A 17,242-nucleotide genomic window follows, 5' to 3' on the forward strand; every position below is an offset into this window, starting at 1 on the left:
AGGCTATTCTTTTTCTTTTTTATAATTCCAAAGAAAATCACGATCTAGACTCGTCCCACGTCTTTTCTCGTCTCGCAGTTTATGGCTTCCATCTTCGCCAAGCTGGTTCCCTTTTAGAAGAGCACTATCTCCGTATTTTGATCGGATAGATCCAATGGTTTTCTGTAAGCTATCTCTTCTTGAATCAGCTTCAAAAGAAAATAAATCAAGCTGAACAGTGGCTTCGTTTCGATCTACTAATTGCTGTCCAGTTATTCCGAGTAATCGAATTGGCTGCCCGGACCAGTTCTTTTCAAATAGTCGCTGAGCTGCATCTAAAATATCAGCAGATTGAGAAATCGGGTTTTGAAGCTTCTTGCTTCTGGTTACAGTTGTGCGATCATTGTAGCGAATCGTCAGCTGAATATTAAAGCTCAAAACATTTTTCTTACTCATACGCTTCGCGACCGAATCTGATAAATTAGTCAGCGCAGTATTAATACGATGATGATCAATGAGGTCCTCTGGAAAAGTGGTTGAATTCCCAACGCTTTTAAACTCATCTATGGCGTCAGGATCAACCGGACGGTCGTCCCTCCCATTTGCGCGGTCATGTAACCTTCTTCCGTTAATACCAAGCTTCATTTCAAGCTGCAGAGGATTCGCATGAGCAAGATCGTGAATGGTTTTAATATTGAGTTCATGCAATTTTCCCTTCGTTTTCTTGCCTACGCCATGCATTTCACCAACATCTAGCGGCCAGAGTAATTTATCTAGCTCTCTTTTACGAAGAATCGTTATACCTAAAGGCTTCTTCATATCAGAAGCCATTTTAGCCAAGAATTTATTAGGGGCAATTCCGATACTACAAGGAATACCAATTTCAGAATGAATCCGCTGTTGAATTTCCTTTGCAATAGCAACAGGACTTTTCTCACCACAATCTTCCGTAATATCTAAGTAACCTTCATCAATCGATACTGGCTGAACGAGTGGCGTGTAGGTTTCTAACAATTCGAATATTTGGAGGGAGGTTTGGCGATAAAGGGGAAAGTTAGGCGGCATGATGAGAAGTTCTGGACAGTACTTTTTCGCTTCCCATACCGGCATTGTTGTTTTCACACCTTTCTTTCTCGCTTCATAGCTACTCGTCACCACAATGCCTCGCCTTTCCTCAACATTCCCGGCAATCGCAAGAGGTTTTCCGCGAAGCTCAGGATTATGAGCAGCTTCAACTGACGCATAAAAACTGTTCATATCCACATGAAAAATAATTCTCCCTCTTCCCTTTGCACTCCTATCCATTCCACACATCTCCTTAAACCTAAATCGACTCCGTTCGAGTCTATTCGGGCGGTGCCTGTCACTAGTAACTAACAAAAAGACAGGAGTGGCCCCCTGTCTTACGTCGTTTTAACTTGTTGTCTTTCAACCCATTTCACAAATTCATTTCCGTGAAAATGCTTATTGAACTCCAACTGAAATTGATACATTGCTTCAAGAAATTCAGCGTTTTCTTCTGATTTGGAGCGATATTCTTCAAGGTATTTCATAACGGAGTATGAATACTGGTCACTCGCTTCTACTTTCGTTAGTCCTTCTTCAGTCAAAGTAACGTATGATACGCGTCGATCATCCGTTTTCTTTTCAAGTTTAACGAACATTTTGTTTTTCAACCGCTTTAATACCTGCATAACGGTGGAGACATCCCATAAACCGATTTCCGATATTTTGGTTATCGTTACCTCTTCCTCAAAGTAAACAATCCACATGACATGTTGTTCAGCCTGAGTTAATCCAATCTCTCTTGCATTTTTTTGCCATTCATTTTCGAGAACTTTATATGTTCCGCGCATATAGTTCATTAGTTTATGAGTTTGAATAGAGTCCATCTTAACACCGCTTCCACTTCTTAAATTGTAATCATACGAATCTATTTTAACATAATATAGGAATCCTGCCACGAAGATGAGAACAACAAAAAAAGAACATTGTCTAAATTCGACAATGTTCTAAACAATGCTTTACTTACTATGCATTTGCAACTTCTTTAATAATAGATACAACGGCTTCAGAAACTTTCACTAATTCTTTAACCGGCATCCGTTCATTTGTCGTATGAATTTCTTCATAACCTACCGCAAGGTTAATTGTAGGGATACCGTGTCCAGCTATAACGTTTGCGTCACTTCCACCGCCACTAGTTAATAATTCTGGGGAACGACCAATCTTTTCCATAGCTTTTTTCGCTATTTCTACAACGTAATCACCATCGTTGAACTTAAATCCAGGGTACATGACCTTTATATCAAGATCAACGGAGCCTCCCATATCTGAAGCTGTTGTCTCAAATGCTTTCTTCATTTTTTCTACTTGAGCTTCCATTTTCTCTGGAACGAGCGAGCGTGCTTCTGCAAGAACTTCCACATAGTCGCATACAATGTTTGTTTGTGAGCCACCTTGAAAACGACCAATATTCGCTGTCGTTTCATTATCCAAACGTCCAAGAGGCATCTTAGCAATAGATTTTGCTGCCATCGTGATTGCAGAAACTCCCTTTTCAGGTGCTACTCCTGCATGAGCCGTTTTTCCATAAATAGTTGCCTTGATTTTTGCTTGAGTAGGAGCCGCTGTGATAATTTTACCAACTTCACCATCACTATCGAGAGCGTAGCCAAATTTGGCAATTAGCTTCTCTGGATCAAGAACTTTTGCACCTTGTAGCCCAGACTCTTCTCCAACAGTTATAATAAATTGGATCGTTCCATGCTCGATATTCTGTTCTTTTAATACACGAATAGCTTCAAACATCGCAGCTAGTCCAGTTTTGTCATCGGCACCAAGAATCGTTGTTCCATCCGATACAACATAACCATCTTTAATTGAAGGCTTAACTCCTTTTCCTGGGACAACTGTATCCATATGCGAAGTGAAGTAGATCGGATCTGCACTTTCGACGTTGCCTTTTAGTGTACAAATTAGGTTACCGGCTTCATGTTCCGTTTTTTCTGCTGCATCATCTTCTTCTACTTCCACACCAAGTGATGTGAACTTTTCTTTTAAAATGGCAGCTATTTTCTTTTCGTTTTTTGTTTCAGAATCAATTTGAACGAGTTCTAAAAACTCATCCACAAGTCTTTGTTCATTAATCATGATGTCGTGCCTCCTGTAATTCATTTTATAGCGGAATGTTACCATGCTTTTTCTTTGGACGTTCTTCTCGCTTATTTCTCATTAATTCCAGTGCTTCAATCAATTTCATTCTAGTCTCTCTCGGATCAATGACATCATCAACCATCCCGCGTGATGCGGCTATGTATGGATTAGCAAATTTCTCCCGATACTCTTCAATCTTTGAAGCGCGCGTTTCTTCGGGATTATCGCTCCCATTAATTTCTCTCGCAAAAATGACGTTTGCGGCTCCCTCTGGACCCATTACAGCTATCTCTGCATTCGGCCATGCATATACAAGGTCAGCTCCAATGGATTTCGAGTTTAGGGCAACATATGCTCCACCATAAGCTTTTCTTAAAATAACTGTAATTTTGGGAACCGTTGCTTCAGAATATGAATAAAGAATTTTTGCTCCGTGACGAATAATGCCACCATGTTCTTGCTTGATCCCAGGGAAAAATCCTGTAACATCCTCAAACGTGATCAATGGTATATTAAATGAATCACAGAATCGGATAAACCTTGAAAGCTTATCAGAAGAATCAATATCAAGTCCTCCTGCCATTACCTTAGGCTGATTGCAAATCATTCCAACTGTTTCTCCCTTGATTCTTGCAAAACCGATGACGATATTCTTCGCAAAATACTTTTGTACTTCTAAGAAAGAATCTTTATCAACCACTGAATCAATTACGGCTCTAACGTCATATGGCCTCGTGGAGTCAAATGGGACAATATCGGCAAGATCTGAACAAAAATCATCTCGTTCCGGACTTGCCACGATTGGCGTCTTCTCCTCGTTATTGGATGGTAAGTAAGTGATCAAATCGCGAACGTTTGCGAGAACTTCTTCCTCAGTTTTTCCTGTGAAGTGCGCATTTCCACTTTTAGAACGGTGAACTTTCGCACCGCCAAGATCTTCAGCAGAAATTTTCTCACGCGTAACCGTTTCGATTACTTTCGGACCAGTAATAAACATCTGACTCGTATCTTCTACCATAAAAACAAAATCAGTAATTGCTGGTGAATAAACAGCCCCACCTGCACATGGACCCATAATCACAGAAATTTGTGGGATCACTCCGGAATAGATCGAATTTCGATAGAAGATATGTCCGTACCCGTCCAATGATACCACACCTTCTTGAATTCTCGCACCTCCAGAGTCATTCAAACCAATGATTGGAGCACCATTACGAGCAGCAAGATCCATAACATGGGTTATTTTTTTGGCGTGCATTTCCCCTAATGCGCCACCAAACACAGTGAAATCTTGGGCAAAAACATAAATGGGACGACCATCTACTTTTCCATAACCTGTCACAACACCTTCTCCAGGTGCTTTTAAATCTCCCATTCCGAAGTCTTGAGAACGATGTTCAATGAACGAGTTCAACTCAACAAAGGTACCTGAGTCAACCAGCAAGTCAATTCGTTCCCTGGCGGTTAATTTACCTTTCTCGTGCTGCTTGTTAATCCGTTCATCACCACCGCCCATTTCAACTTCTCTTCTGCGATCATACAGTTCATTAATTTTATCGTACATGTCCATTATTCTGCCTCCTTCGTTCCCTTTTCACAAAGTTCGTATAGTACTCCTCCTGCTGATTTAGGATGCAGAAATGCAATGTTCGCTCCACCAGCTCCTTTAACAGGTGTTTCATGAATCAGCTTAACACCGTTTGAAGAAAGCTCTTTCAATCGTTCTTCAATCCTGTCATCAGCTAGAGCAATATGGTGAATACCCTCGCCTCTCTTCTTAATGAATATGGCCACTGGACTAGACTCACTCATTGGTTCGAGAAGTTCGATTCTCGACTCACCGATTTTCATAAAAGCGACTTTCACACCTTCAGAAGCGACTTCCTCAATCGCTTCAAGCTTCAAGTGAAGCTGATTCACATAAAAAGGTAGTGCTTCTTCAAGAGAAGAAACGGCAATCCCAATATGATCAATTTTCTTTGGTGGTTCTTTAACTGTTTGGTCAATTCCATCACGCTCATATACTGCTTTTTCAATAAAAATGGCTGTATCTTTTGTAGGTGTTCCAGGCGTGAAAACTTTTTGAATCCCTTTTGATTCAAGAAACGGAATGTCTTCCCATGGAATTACGCCCCCTCCCACTACAATAATATCCCCTGCACTGCGCTCTTCTAATAATGAAACAATCTCAGGGAATAATTCATTATGGGCCCCAGATAAACAAGATAGGCCAATTGCATCTACATCTTCTTGTACAGCAGCTGCAACGATTTGCTGTGGCGTCTGTCTTAACCCTGTGTAGATCACTTCCATTCCATAGTCTCGAAGGGCCTGCGCAATAACAAGAGCACCTCTATCGTGTCCGTCAAGACCTGGCTTCGCAATCAATACTCGAATCTTCTTCATATCGTTCAACTCCCAGTTTGTTTAGATTCCTGTGTACTCACCAAATTCTTCCCGAAGTACCCCGCAGATTTCCCCAACCGTGCAATAGTCTCTAACACAGTTAATAATAAGAGGCATTAAATTGCTAGTTCCTTTAGCTCCCATTCTCAATTCTTCCAACCGAGCGCTCACTCGATTCGGTTCTCTCGTTGAGCGCAGCGATTCAAGTTTCTCGATTTGTTTGCGCTGAAGCTCCGGATCAATACGATGTAATTCAGGCTTTGGTTCATCTTCTAGAGTATATTGATTCATTCCAACAACGACTTCTTCGCCGCTTTCGATTTTCTTTTGAGTTTCATAAGAAGCTTGATGAATTTCCCGCTGCATATAACCTTGCTCAACAGCTGAGACTGCACCACCCATATCATCAATCTTGCGAATATATTTAAACACATACTCTTCTAACTGATTAGTTAGTTTCTCAATAAAGAAAGAACCTCCTAGCGGATCAACCGTATCCGTAACACCACTTTCATTCGCGATAATTTGCTGCGTTCGAAGAGCAATCCGTGCTGAATCTTCTGTTGGTAACGCTAATGCTTCATCCTTTGCATTCGTATGCAAACTCTGGGTACCACCTAATACTGCTGCAAGCGCCTGAATGGTAACTCGAACGATATTGTTATCCGGTTGTTGGGCTGTTAGCGTTGATCCTGCTACTTGAGTGTGAAAACGTAGCTGAAGGCTTTTCGCTTTTTTAGCTCCATACCGTTCCTTCATAATCTTTGCCCAAATTCTTCTCGCAGCTCTGAACTTCGCAATTTCTTCAAGGAACTGATTGTGTCCGTTAAAGAAGAAGGCCAATCTTGGTGCAAAGTCATCGACCTTTAACCCAGTTTCAATGGCTGCGTCAACATAAGCGATTCCGTTAGCAATTGTAAAAGCTAGCTCTTGGGCCGCTGTCGATCCCGCTTCTCTTATGTGATAGCCTGATATACTAATCGTATTCCATCGCGGTACATGCTCAGCACAATAAGCGAAAATGTCTGTGATAAGTCTCATAGATGGTTTTGGTGGAAAAATATACGTGCCCCTGGCGATGTATTCTTTTAAAATATCATTTTGGATCGTTCCAGAAATTTGTGCCTGTGACACTCCCTGTTTTTCTGCAACGACAATATACATAGCAAGCAATACAGATGCTGGAGCATTAATGGTCATGGAAGTACTGACTTTATCAAGAGGGATATCTCGTAAAAGCGCTTCCATATCATTGAGTGAATCAATAGCAACACCCACTTTACCAACTTCACCTTTGGCCATCATATCGTCTGAATCATAGCCGATCTGTGTAGGAAGATCGAAGGCTACTGATAATCCAGTTTGACCTTGATCAAGTAAATATCTAAAGCGACGGTTGGTTTCCTCAGCTGATCCAAACCCCGCATACTGTCTCATTGTCCATGTTCTACCTCGGTACATCGTTGGTTGAATACCTCTTGTATATGGATATTGGCCTGGTAAGCCCAATTTCTCCATGTAGTTCTTATCCAAAGTTTCTGGATGTCCCAAACGGTCTATATCAATTCCAGAGCTCGTCTTAAACGCTTCTTTCTTCTCCGGAAACTTCTCAATTAGTTTTTCAGTTAGTTCTTTCCATTCCTTAAATTGAGTTTGAAAATCTTTGTTCTCTGTCTCCATCCCCATTCCTCCCTAGTTGTCTTGCTATAAAATTAATTCGAAATTTAGATGTCTAACTTATATCTAATTCTTCATTAAGTAAGCGTTTTCCTTCTAGAACTACAAAATTTGTCGATACTCGCTACCGTTTCATGAAGGATTGTCTTGTCCAACATAAGAAATCCATGTAAAATGACAATAGAATGTTTATTTTGGGAGGGACTCTCATGCCTCGTAAAGCCACAAAGATTGTTGTATATATTATGATTATCTCGATGCTTCTTAGTTTGTTTGCTGGAGCAACTGCGATGTTGTTTTAATAACGAATTGTTTTTAGCAAAAAAATCATTCTCAAATAAAGAAATAGTTTTTATTCTATACAAAGAAGAGGCTGTCAGCTGACAGCCTCTTCTTTGTATAAGCAATCTCTTTTAGTATCTATCATTATTCATAGCTATGAACGAAGTTAATTTTGGGCTCCTTTATGATCTAAAATAGCTTTATCCTTAGATAGGGCTCCAGATTCAACCCCAAGCTTATAAAAATCATTCTCACTCGTAGTAATCATGATTTTCGTTCCAATTGGAACGACCTCAAAAAGCGACTCAACCTCTTTATTTAAAAGACGTATGCAACCCGCCGTTATATATTCACCAATTGAATATGGACGATTAGTACCATGGACACCGTAAATCCGACCATTTGTGCCTTTTGCATCAAACCCAATCCATCTTGTACCAAGTGGATTGTCTTTCCCACCACCCTTTATGTTTTTCTTTCTGTAATAAGGGTCTTCGGCTTTTATAATGATTGTAAAAAGCCCTTCTGGTGTATCTTCTATACTTCGACCGGTCGCTACTGGTAAAACACGTTGAATTTCATTGTCATTAATGAAAGCAAGCTCATTTGTCATCTTATTGACGATAAGAAACGGATCTCCGGCGTTAGGCTGATTACCGAATGGGAAAAGAATGGACACAGAGAGATATATCGATAGTAAGAAAGAAGTCATAGTCTAACACCCCTTTTAGTATCTATCATGCATCTATTTATTCAATTCATTCGGATTTTGAGAAAGCTCCCGGTTTAAAGTATCGTTTTAATAGCAAATATTGTTCGATTTCATTTAGAAAATATAGAAGAGCTGACCGCGTTTCAAATTCGTCTCGAGCAACAGGTAACGGCGAATTCCTAAATTCTTCTCTCATGGATTCAAGCTCTTCTAGAAAAAGATTCGCAGTATTTTGGGGTTTAACAGCTTCACTAAGCTTTTCCATAAAATCGGCAATTTTACGACCGTGAATATATGTTTGATCGAGTGAAGAAATAATCGGCAACACTCTCTCTAATATCGTAAATTGTTTTTCTCGCATTTTGAAATAAACATAGTACTTATCATCATCGCGAATCATATGATTTTCGATATCTTTAAGAGCTAAGTTCTTCGCATACTGAAGCAAATCACCTACTTCAATGATTTCTTTACCGTCCCAGCTGCTTTCACCTTCTCGAAGATAAACCGCGTATTCCATTAAGATCACAGAAAACTTCTCTTCAATTTGTTTTCTAATATTCAATAAATCTTTCTCAAGACTTGGCATATAGAGGTTAAATAGAAGAGCAACACCTATACCAATAACAATAATAGCTACTTCGTTCCATACAATGTCCCAGCTTACTTGATTAAAATTATAAATATGGAGAATGATAACTGAGCTTGTAATAACGCCTTCGGTTGCCTTGATGGCGACAACGGCTGGTATAAAGAAAAGCAACAATAGTGAGATGCTAAACGGTGTATATCCGATTCCTTCAAAAAATACAGCGCTAAACACAATTCCGAGTAAACAAGCTAGAAATCGTTCCCATGAACTTCGAAAAGACCGTTTAGTCGTCGGTTTTATACAAAGAATGGTAAGTATGCCAGCAGAAACGTAGTTATCAAGAGAAAACAATTGGGCGATTGTTATCGCAACACCAGTACCTATTGCCGTTTTTACCGTTCTATAACCAATTTTCACTTTCAATAAAGATACTTCCTTCCAAATATGACTTACTACTTTAATATCCTTCAATTATCAGAGTCTAAACCATTTTCGAATCGTTGAACAGCAAATTCTCTTTAAATAGCGCTTTCAAAAAAATATTTTCACAATAAAACCTTACATTCTATAGTTGTGATAGTCCGATTATATATCCAATTCAGACGCTTTATCTTATACTCAACAAAAAAAGTGAGCCATAGGCTCACTTCATAACACTTTTTCTAAGAATGCTTTTGCTCGATCTGTTTTTGGTTCATTGAAGAATACTGCAGGTTCACTTTCTTCCACAAGCTTTCCTCCATCAAGAAAAAGGATACGATCAGCTGCTTCTCTTGCAAAAGCCATTTCATGTGTAACAATCACCATAGTCATCCCTGATTGACCAAGATCCTTCATTACATCAAGAACTTCTTTTACCATTTCAGGATCGAGTGCAGAAGTCGGTTCATCAAACAACATATACTCAGGTTCCATAGCTAGGGCTCTAGCTATGGCTACACGTTGCTTTTGACCTCCAGAAAGCCGTTTCGGATATTCATTCGCCTTCATTGAAAGCCCAACTTGCAATAGGAGCTCATGTGCTTTTTTCTCAGCAGCCTCTCGCTTTAATCCTTTTACTTTCATTGGGGCATAAATAAGATTTTCCAATACTGTTTTATGAGGAAAAAGGTGAAAATGCTGGAACACCATCCCAATAGACTGACGTAACTCCATGACGTTTGTAGTGGGATCTGTTAATTTTTTATCATCTACCCAGATTGTTCCGGAGGTTGCATTCTCTAATTGATTCATACATCGAAGAAGAGTTGATTTACCAGATCCAGAAGGTCCAATAATTGCAACTACTTCTCCTTTTTGAATCGTTGTTTGAATATCAGTTAATACTTTAAGAGTTCCAAACTTCTTGTGTAAATTGTCTATTTTAATCACTCCGCCTCATTCTCCTTTCCACCATTTTTCCAACTAGAGTTAATATCATAACGAGTAAGTAATAAATGATCCCCGCAATAAGTAATGGCTCAAAATACTTGAACTTCTCTGCTGCCACTATTTGACTTCTTCTCATAATATCAAACACACCAATAACAGATACAATCGCTGATTCCTTCGTTAATGTAATAAATTCATTCATGAGTGCAGGTAAAATGTTTTTCATAGCCTGTGGTAAAATGATATCCTTCATCATCGGACGATAAGGTATACCCAATGCAGCAGCCGCTTCATTCTGTCCACTGTCTACTGCACGAATTCCAGCCCGAATAATTTCGGAAATATATGCAGCTGAATTTAGACCAAATGAAAGGACACCGGCTTCAAAAGCTGAAATATCATAACCCGTTAGCTGAGGAGTTGCATGATAGAATAATAGTAGCTGTAAAATAAGTGGCGTTCCCCGGAAAACGGAAGTATAGGCATCAGCTATCCAAGTTAGAACCTTTACTCTACCAATTTTAAATAATGCGAGAACCGTACCAAGCACAAATCCTACTATTGCAGATACACTTACAAACTTTAACGTGACCAATATTCCTTGCAGGATGTAGGGAATATTAGGCACGAATTGGCTGAAATCCAAATCCATGCCTGATCATCCTTTCTTCTAAGGTGTTATTTTACAGTGTCTTGACCAAACCATTTCTCAATAAGCTCGTCCATCTTGCCATTTTTTTTCATTTCTTTAATTACTTCGTCAAATTCTTCAGTCAGTTCACTATCTTTTGGAAAAGCGACAGCTGACCCTGCTTCCTCGGTATTAGGAAGGTTCTCACCAGTTAAATCTTCATTACTTTCTAAGTAGCCCTTCGCTACCGTATCTTCAATAATAATGGCATCGTAACGTCCTGACTTAAGTTCTTGAATCAGTTCTGGAATTCGATTTAATGTGATAATCTCCATATTTATTCCACTGTCTTTTAGCTCATTCGCTTTATCTTCTTGAATCGATCCAAGCTGAACACCAACTTTTGCTCCGTTAAGGTCTTCTGGCTTTGACATTTTATTATCTGATAAAGAAACAACCATGTGATTAGCTGAATAATAAATTTCTGAGAAATCGACATTTTCCTTACGTTCATCTGTAGGCGTCATTCCTGCAAGAACGAAATCAACACGTTCACTACTTAGTGCTGTAATTAATCCGCTAAAATCCATATCTTTAATTTCCACATTATATCCCAACTCATCAGCGATGTAGTTTGCAATATCGACGTCAAAACCAATAATATCTTCTCCTTTTGCAGAATCAATGTATTCAAACGGCGGATAATCAGCTGAAGTTCCCATAATGAGCGTTTCTTCAGATGAACCTCCACTTTCTTCTTCGTTCGAATTTTCATTTGAAGATCCGCATGCAACTAGTGCCATCACCATGAATAATCCAACCATAACCATTAGCCAATTTTTCTTCATTTTAAATCCCCCTGATCAATGTATAATAATTCGTTTTTTTGTATAATGATTACTATAGCAGATAATAATTTAGATTTCTACATATTTATTCATATTATTTTATATAAATTAAAGTTGTTAAATTCGGTTTATTCTGTATTATTAAACAAAAAACTCTCTTGTTCCTTCTTAATTAAAGAAGCAGAAACTAATATTATATGCAAAAAAGCACCAGGCAAGTTTGCCTGGTGCTTTTGAGTAAATGAGTTCAATTTAACAATATTTATTAAATAAGTATTGTAGCATTCCAGATACTTCTTCAGGATCGCTACCTTCGATTTCATGACGTTCAACCATATTAATAATTTCTCCGTCTTTTAATATAGCAAACGATGGAGAAGATGGTGCAAAACCTTTGAAGTATGAACGTGCTGTTGCTGTAGCCTCTTTATCTTGACCTGCAAACACAGTTACAAGTTGATCTGGCACCTTCTCGTTTGTAATAGCCATTTTTGCAGCCGGTCGCGCAACCCCTCCTGCACATCCACATACAGAGTTTACCATCACAAGCGTTGTTCCTTTACTTGTCACAACCTCTTCTACTTCTTCAGAAGTTGTTAATTCTTTATATCCTGCTGCTTTGATTTCTTCACGAGCTGTTGCAACAACGTCGTTCATAAATAAATTAAAGTCCATAGACATTTTATATTCCTCCCTTTATCATGAAAGCTTCTCTCTTATTGTATCGCGAATCCCTATACTTTTCCAAGAAACGCTTTCAAACTTTATCAAAAAAAACAGCCATCCGAGTAAGGACGGCTGTATTTCTTAATAAACGGAAGTATTGTCTTTTGAAATCGTCTCTAGATTTTCTTTTACCCGAGCAAGAAACTTACCGCAAATCATGCCATCTAGAACTCTATGGTCAAGAGAAAGGCAAAGGTTAACCATATCACGAACAGCAATCATACCGTTGTTCATAACTACAGGACGCTTCACAATACTCTCAACTTGAAGAATGGCTGCTTGAGGATAGTTTATAATCCCCATGGATTGAACAGAGCCGAAAGACCCAGTGTTATTCACAGTGAATGTTCCACCCTGCATTTCTTCACCCTTCAATTTACCCGTTTTGGCTTTTTGAGCAAGCTCTTTCACTTCGCGAGCAATGCCTTTAATTGATTTTTCGTCTGCATTTTTAATAACAGGGACGAAAAGAGATTCATCTGTTCCTACAGCAATGGAAATATTAATATCTTTTTTCTGAACGATCTTATCGCCAGCCCACATTGAATTCATTTGAGGGAATTCTTTCAGAGCTTCTACGACAGCTTTAACAAAGAACGCAAAGAACGTTAAGCCATATCCTTCCTTCTTCTTAAAGTCATCTTTTATCCCATTTCGATATTCAACGAGATTCGTTACGTCAACTTCAATCATCGTCCATGCATGTGGCGCTTCATGCTTACTGCGAAGCATATTGTTGGCAATCGCACGACGAACACCAGTAACAGGAATTTCAATATCCCCTTCTGCTACAGGAACATCTGCTCCTTTTCCTTCAGAAGTTTCTTTCACTGGAGCTTTTGGAGCTTCTTTCTTCTCTTCCTTCTTGCTAACAGCTTTAGGTTCTTCTTTAGGTGCTGGCATTTCACCTGACTCAATCACCTTCTGGATATCTTTACGGGTAATACGCCCACCTTTACCAGAACCGCTTATTTGTTCAAGATCAAGATTGTTTTCCTGAGCCATACGGAGAACAGCTGGTGAATAACGACGTTTCATCGGCTGATCTACTTCTTCTTGATCTTTTTTATCTTCAGATATATTCTCTATCGCTTTTTGACCAGTAGATTCTTCTTGCTTTTCTTCTGATGCTCCACCTTCAATATCGATATAGCAAACCAGTTCGCCTACTTCAATCGTATCGCCTTCTGCAGCTACAAGCTCTTTAATTACGCCTGTATAAGATGATGGAACTTCCGCATTCACTTTATCAGTATTTACTTCCGCAATTGGATCGTACTTATTAACAGTATCGCCAACTTCAACTAGCCATTTCTCAATTGTACCTTCTGTGACACTCTCGCCCAACTGGGGCATGAGTATTTTTTCAACTGCCACTCTAATCCCTCCTATTCATCCCACGGTTTAAAATTCAGCTAATTCACGCATCGCTTTCTCGACTTTATCAGGATTTAACATGAAATATTTCTCCATCGGAGGAGAATACGGCATTGCTGGGACATCAGGTCCTGCAAGGCGTTGAATTGGAGCGTCAAGATCAAAAAGACACTCTTCCGCAATTATCGCTGAAACTTCACTAATAATGCTTCCTTCTTTATTATCCTCTGTAACAAGAAGAACCTTTCCTGTCTTCTTCGCCGCTTCTACAATCGCTTCACGATCAAGCGGGTATACTGTTCGAAGATCAAGAACATGAGCAGAAATACCGTCTTTCTCAAGCTTCTCGGCTGCTTGAAGGGCAAAGTGAACGCTTAGACCGTATGTAATAACCGTGATATCGTCACCCTCACGCTTCACATCCGCTTTTCCTATGGGAAGCGTATACTCTTCTTCAGGCACCTGTCCTTTAATTAAACGATAAGCTCGTTTATGCTCAAAGAAAAGAACTGGATCGTCATCACGAATCGCTGCTTTTAGTAATCCTTTTGCATCGTAAGGAGTTGATGGCATAACAATTTTAAGTCCCGGTACATTAGCAAAAAGCGCTTCGACAGATTGCGAATGATAAAGAGCACCATGCACCCCACCACCATAAGGAGCACGAATGGTAATTGGACAGCTCCAATCATTGTTAGAACGATAACGAATTTTTGCCGCTTCTGATACGATTTGATTGACCGCAGGCATGATGAAATCAGCAAACTGCATTTCAGCTACAGGACGCATCCCATACATTGCAGCACCGATACCAACGCCCGCGATAGCAGACTCTGCAAGTGGAGTATCAATCACTCGTTGTTCTCCAAACTCATCATACAAACCATCAGTAGCGCGGAAAACTCCACCTCGTACCCCAACATCTTCACCTAATACAAAGACTTTCTTATCACGCTGCATTTCTTCTCTTAGGGCCTGGGTTATCGATTGAATATATGAAATAACTGGCATAATGGTTCCCCCTTACTCTGCGTATACATGCTTCATTGCATCTTCGGCAGGTGCATAATCCGCATTTTCTGCGTATTCTGTTGCTTCATCGACCTCTTTTTGAACACGGTCGTGAATTTCTTTTTCAATCTCATCTGTTAGAACGCCAACCTCTTTTAAATAAGCTGCAAAGGTAATGATCGCATCCTTTTTCTTAGCTTCTTCTACTTCCTCACGCGTACGATAGGCGCGATCGTCGTCATCACTTGAGTGAGGCGTTAAACGATAAGAAACTGTCTCAATCAATGTTGGACCATCACCGCGACGTCCTCTTTCAACTGCTTCTTTTGATGCTTCATATACAGCAAGTGGATCATTTCCATCAACAGTTACTCCTGGCATACCATAACCGATCGCACGGTCTGATACTTTCTCACAAGCTAACTGCTTAGAAACTGGTACTGAAATCGCATATTTATTGTTTTCACATACGAATAGAACTGGTAACTTATGAACACCAGCAAAGTTTGCTGCTTCATGGAAATCACCCTGGTTCGATGAACCTTCACCGAATGAGCAGAATGTGACAAGATCTTTCCCTTCCATACGCCCCGCAAGAGCAAATCCTACCGCATGTGGTACTTGCGTTGTTACTGGAGAAGACCCAGTAATGATATTATTCTTCTTCTGTCCGAAATGCCCAGGCATTTGACGACCTGCAGAGTTTGGATCTTCTGCTTTCGCAAATCCAGATAGCATAAGGTCTTTTGCAGTCATACCGAACGCAAGGACAACTCCCATATCACGATAATAAGGAGCGACAAAATCTTTTTCTGGATCCATTGCAAAGGCAGAGCCTACCTGTGCTGCCTCCTGCCCTTGACAAGAGATTACAAATGGAATTTTCCCAGCTCGGTTAAGTAACCACATGCGTTCATCAATTTTACGAGCCATTAACATTGTTTCAAACATTTCGAGCACTCTTTCATCAGAGAGACCTAATGCTTCATGACGATTTTCAGCCATAATGTTTTACCTCCTTATATAACCTTTATTAAGAATGAATTGCTTTTCCATCCACTGCAAGCGCAGCTTCACCAATTGCCTCGGATAATGTAGGGTGAGGATGGATTGTATGTGCCACTTCCCATGATGCAGCATCTAGTACTTTTGCAAGACCAGCTTCAGAAATCATATCTGTTACATGAGGACCAATCATATGTACGCCAAGGAGATCCTCGTTATCAGCATCAGCTACAATTTTCACAAAACCATCAGACTCCCCAAAAACAAGCGCCTTGCCAATCGCTTTAAAAGGGAATTTCCCAACCTTAACATTATGACCTTGTTCTTTTGCCTGATTTTCTGTCAAGCCTACACTTGCCATTTCTGGACTGCTGTAAATGCAGCTAGAAACCATTGTGTAATCAATTGGTTCAGGATTTTGATCCGCTAAATGTTCAACGGCGGTAATCCCTTCATGAGAAGCCACGTGAGCTAGCTGCATTCCTCCAATAACATCACCAATCGCATAAATATGAGATTCTTTCGTTTGGTAATATTCATTGGTCTGGATGACACCCTTGTCTACCTCGATCGTCGTGTTCTCAAGTCCAATGTTTTTCACATTTGCCTCACGCCCAACTGATACAAGCATTTTGTCAGCAGTAAATGTTTTGGTTTCCCCTTCATGCTCAGCATCAATGGAGACACCATTATCTATTGTAAGAGAATCACCCATCACCTTTGCTCCAGTGAAAAGCTTGATTCCTTTTTTCTTCATAAGCTTATGCGCTTCTTTAGAGATATCCTTGTCTTCTGTTGGTACGATCCGATCCGCATATTCTACAACCGTAACGTCTACACCAAAATCAACAAGCATTGAAGCCCATTCAATCCCGATTACGCCTCCGCCGACAATGATGATCGAAGATGGTAGACTTTCCATACGAAGCGCTTCATCAGAAGTCATAACATATTCGCCATCTATTTCAAGGCCTGGAAGCGTACGCGGTTTAGAACCAGTTGCAACAATAACGTTTTTGGGAATTAGCATTGCATTTTCTTCTCCGTTATTCATCTCGACTGAGACCGTACCAGGCATTGGAGAAAAGATAGATGGTCCAAGAATTCTACCAAAGCCCTCAAATACATCAATCTTCCCCTGCTTCATTAGGTGTTGAACACCTTTATGAAGTTGGTCAACGATACCTTGTTTACGTTCTTGAACTTTCTTAAAGTCTAGGGCAATTTCTTTAGCCATAACGCCAAACTCTTCACCGTGCTTAGCAGTAGCATACACTTCAGCACTTCGAAGCAATGCTTTACTAGGAATACATCCACGATGCAAACATGTTCCACCAAGTTCACGTTTTTCAACAATTGCCGTTTTGAGACCAAGTTGTGAAGCCCGTATAGCGGCTACATAGCCACCAGTACCTCCACCCATAATGACGAGATCATATTCTTCAGCCATTCAAATTCTCCTTTATAGA

General features: G+C 39.9%; 17 protein-coding genes. 1 reads left to right on the forward strand and 16 read right to left on the reverse strand.

What is annotated here, in order from left to right:
- Positions 1-3: 3 nt before the first annotated feature.
- The 6 genes from AC0VYV_RS13890 to AC0VYV_RS13915 form a co-directional block, all read right to left on the reverse strand.
- Positions 4-1,284 (reverse strand): DNA polymerase IV, encoded by a 1,281-nt coding sequence (locus AC0VYV_RS13890; protein WP_194222081.1) that lies wholly within the window; start codon positions 1,282-1,284, stop codon positions 4-6.
- Between the two features lie 98 nt (positions 1,285-1,382).
- Complete coding sequence (locus AC0VYV_RS13895) at positions 1,383-1,871, reverse strand: transcriptional regulator, SarA/Rot family (RefSeq protein WP_430246958.1); 489 nt, start codon at positions 1,869-1,871, stop codon at positions 1,383-1,385.
- A gap of 139 nt (positions 1,872-2,010) precedes the next feature.
- Positions 2,011-3,132 carry a M20/M25/M40 family metallo-hydrolase gene (locus AC0VYV_RS13900; protein ID WP_430246959.1) on the reverse strand — a complete coding sequence of 374 codons (1,122 nt, stop codon included), beginning with the start codon at positions 3,130-3,132 and terminating at the stop codon, positions 2,011-2,013.
- A gap of 25 nt (positions 3,133-3,157) precedes the next feature.
- Positions 3,158-4,708, reverse strand: coding sequence for an acyl-CoA carboxylase subunit beta (locus tag AC0VYV_RS13905; RefSeq protein ID WP_303531129.1), 1,551 nt, complete (start codon positions 4,706-4,708; stop codon positions 3,158-3,160).
- Positions 4,705-5,541, reverse strand: coding sequence for a methylmalonyl-CoA epimerase (gene mce, locus AC0VYV_RS13910; protein WP_430246960.1), 837 nt, complete (start codon positions 5,539-5,541; stop codon positions 4,705-4,707). Before mce ends, AC0VYV_RS13905 begins: the two co-directional genes overlap by 4 nt.
- Before the next feature lie 21 nt (positions 5,542-5,562).
- The gene (locus AC0VYV_RS13915; RefSeq protein ID WP_430246961.1) at positions 5,563-7,221 is read right to left on the reverse strand and encodes an acyl-CoA mutase large subunit family protein; all 1,659 of its coding nucleotides are present in this window, start codon (positions 7,219-7,221) and stop codon (positions 5,563-5,565) included.
- A gap of 206 nt (positions 7,222-7,427) precedes the next feature.
- Here AC0VYV_RS13915 and prli42 point away from each other — a divergent pair, with 206 nt between their 5' ends.
- The gene (prli42, locus tag AC0VYV_RS13920; RefSeq protein ID WP_142329569.1) at positions 7,428-7,520 is read left to right on the forward strand and encodes a stressosome-associated protein Prli42; all 93 of its coding nucleotides are present in this window, start codon (positions 7,428-7,430) and stop codon (positions 7,518-7,520) included.
- Positions 7,521-7,666: 146 nt separating this feature from the next.
- Here the strand turns inward: prli42 and AC0VYV_RS13925 are convergent, their stop codons facing one another.
- The 10 genes from AC0VYV_RS13925 to lpdA all read right to left on the reverse strand — a co-directional run bounded on the left by AC0VYV_RS13925 (position 7,667) and on the right by lpdA (position 17,223).
- Entirely contained in the window at positions 7,667-8,212 is a 546-nt protein-coding gene (locus AC0VYV_RS13925) for a L,D-transpeptidase (protein WP_475373928.1), read from the reverse strand.
- Between the two features lie 46 nt (positions 8,213-8,258).
- Positions 8,259-9,227, reverse strand: coding sequence for an aromatic acid exporter family protein (locus AC0VYV_RS13930; protein ID WP_430246963.1), 969 nt, complete (start codon positions 9,225-9,227; stop codon positions 8,259-8,261).
- A gap of 225 nt (positions 9,228-9,452) precedes the next feature.
- Positions 9,453-10,175, reverse strand: a complete 723-nt coding sequence (locus AC0VYV_RS13935; RefSeq protein ID WP_475373929.1) for an amino acid ABC transporter ATP-binding protein — start codon at positions 10,173-10,175, stop codon at positions 9,453-9,455.
- The gene (locus AC0VYV_RS13940) at positions 10,168-10,827 is read right to left on the reverse strand and encodes an amino acid ABC transporter permease (protein WP_475373930.1); all 660 of its coding nucleotides are present in this window, start codon (positions 10,825-10,827) and stop codon (positions 10,168-10,170) included. The genes AC0VYV_RS13935 and AC0VYV_RS13940 overlap by 8 nt, the downstream gene beginning before the upstream one ends.
- Before the next feature lie 26 nt (positions 10,828-10,853).
- The gene (locus AC0VYV_RS13945) at positions 10,854-11,654 is read right to left on the reverse strand and encodes a transporter substrate-binding domain-containing protein (protein WP_475373931.1); all 801 of its coding nucleotides are present in this window, start codon (positions 11,652-11,654) and stop codon (positions 10,854-10,856) included.
- A 252-nt stretch (positions 11,655-11,906) separates the two neighbouring features.
- On the reverse strand, positions 11,907-12,335 hold the full coding sequence (locus tag AC0VYV_RS13950) for a BrxA/BrxB family bacilliredoxin (RefSeq protein ID WP_226614125.1): 429 nt from the start codon (positions 12,333-12,335) through the stop codon (positions 11,907-11,909).
- 126 nt (positions 12,336-12,461) lie between these two features.
- Positions 12,462-13,757 carry a dihydrolipoamide acetyltransferase family protein gene (locus AC0VYV_RS13955; protein ID WP_430246966.1) on the reverse strand — a complete coding sequence of 432 codons (1,296 nt, stop codon included), beginning with the start codon at positions 13,755-13,757 and terminating at the stop codon, positions 12,462-12,464.
- A 27-nt stretch (positions 13,758-13,784) separates the two neighbouring features.
- Positions 13,785-14,768 carry an alpha-ketoacid dehydrogenase subunit beta gene (locus AC0VYV_RS13960; RefSeq protein WP_404681646.1) on the reverse strand — a complete coding sequence of 328 codons (984 nt, stop codon included), beginning with the start codon at positions 14,766-14,768 and terminating at the stop codon, positions 13,785-13,787.
- A gap of 12 nt (positions 14,769-14,780) precedes the next feature.
- Positions 14,781-15,773, reverse strand: a complete 993-nt coding sequence (locus AC0VYV_RS13965; protein ID WP_194222093.1) for a thiamine pyrophosphate-dependent dehydrogenase E1 component subunit alpha — start codon at positions 15,771-15,773, stop codon at positions 14,781-14,783.
- Positions 15,774-15,801: 28 nt separating this feature from the next.
- Positions 15,802-17,223 (reverse strand): dihydrolipoyl dehydrogenase, encoded by a 1,422-nt coding sequence (lpdA, locus tag AC0VYV_RS13970; RefSeq protein WP_475365458.1) that lies wholly within the window; start codon positions 17,221-17,223, stop codon positions 15,802-15,804.
- Between the last annotated feature and the right edge of the window lie 19 nt (positions 17,224-17,242).

Source organism: Anaerobacillus sp. QJM3NY_17, from assembly GCF_056173665.1.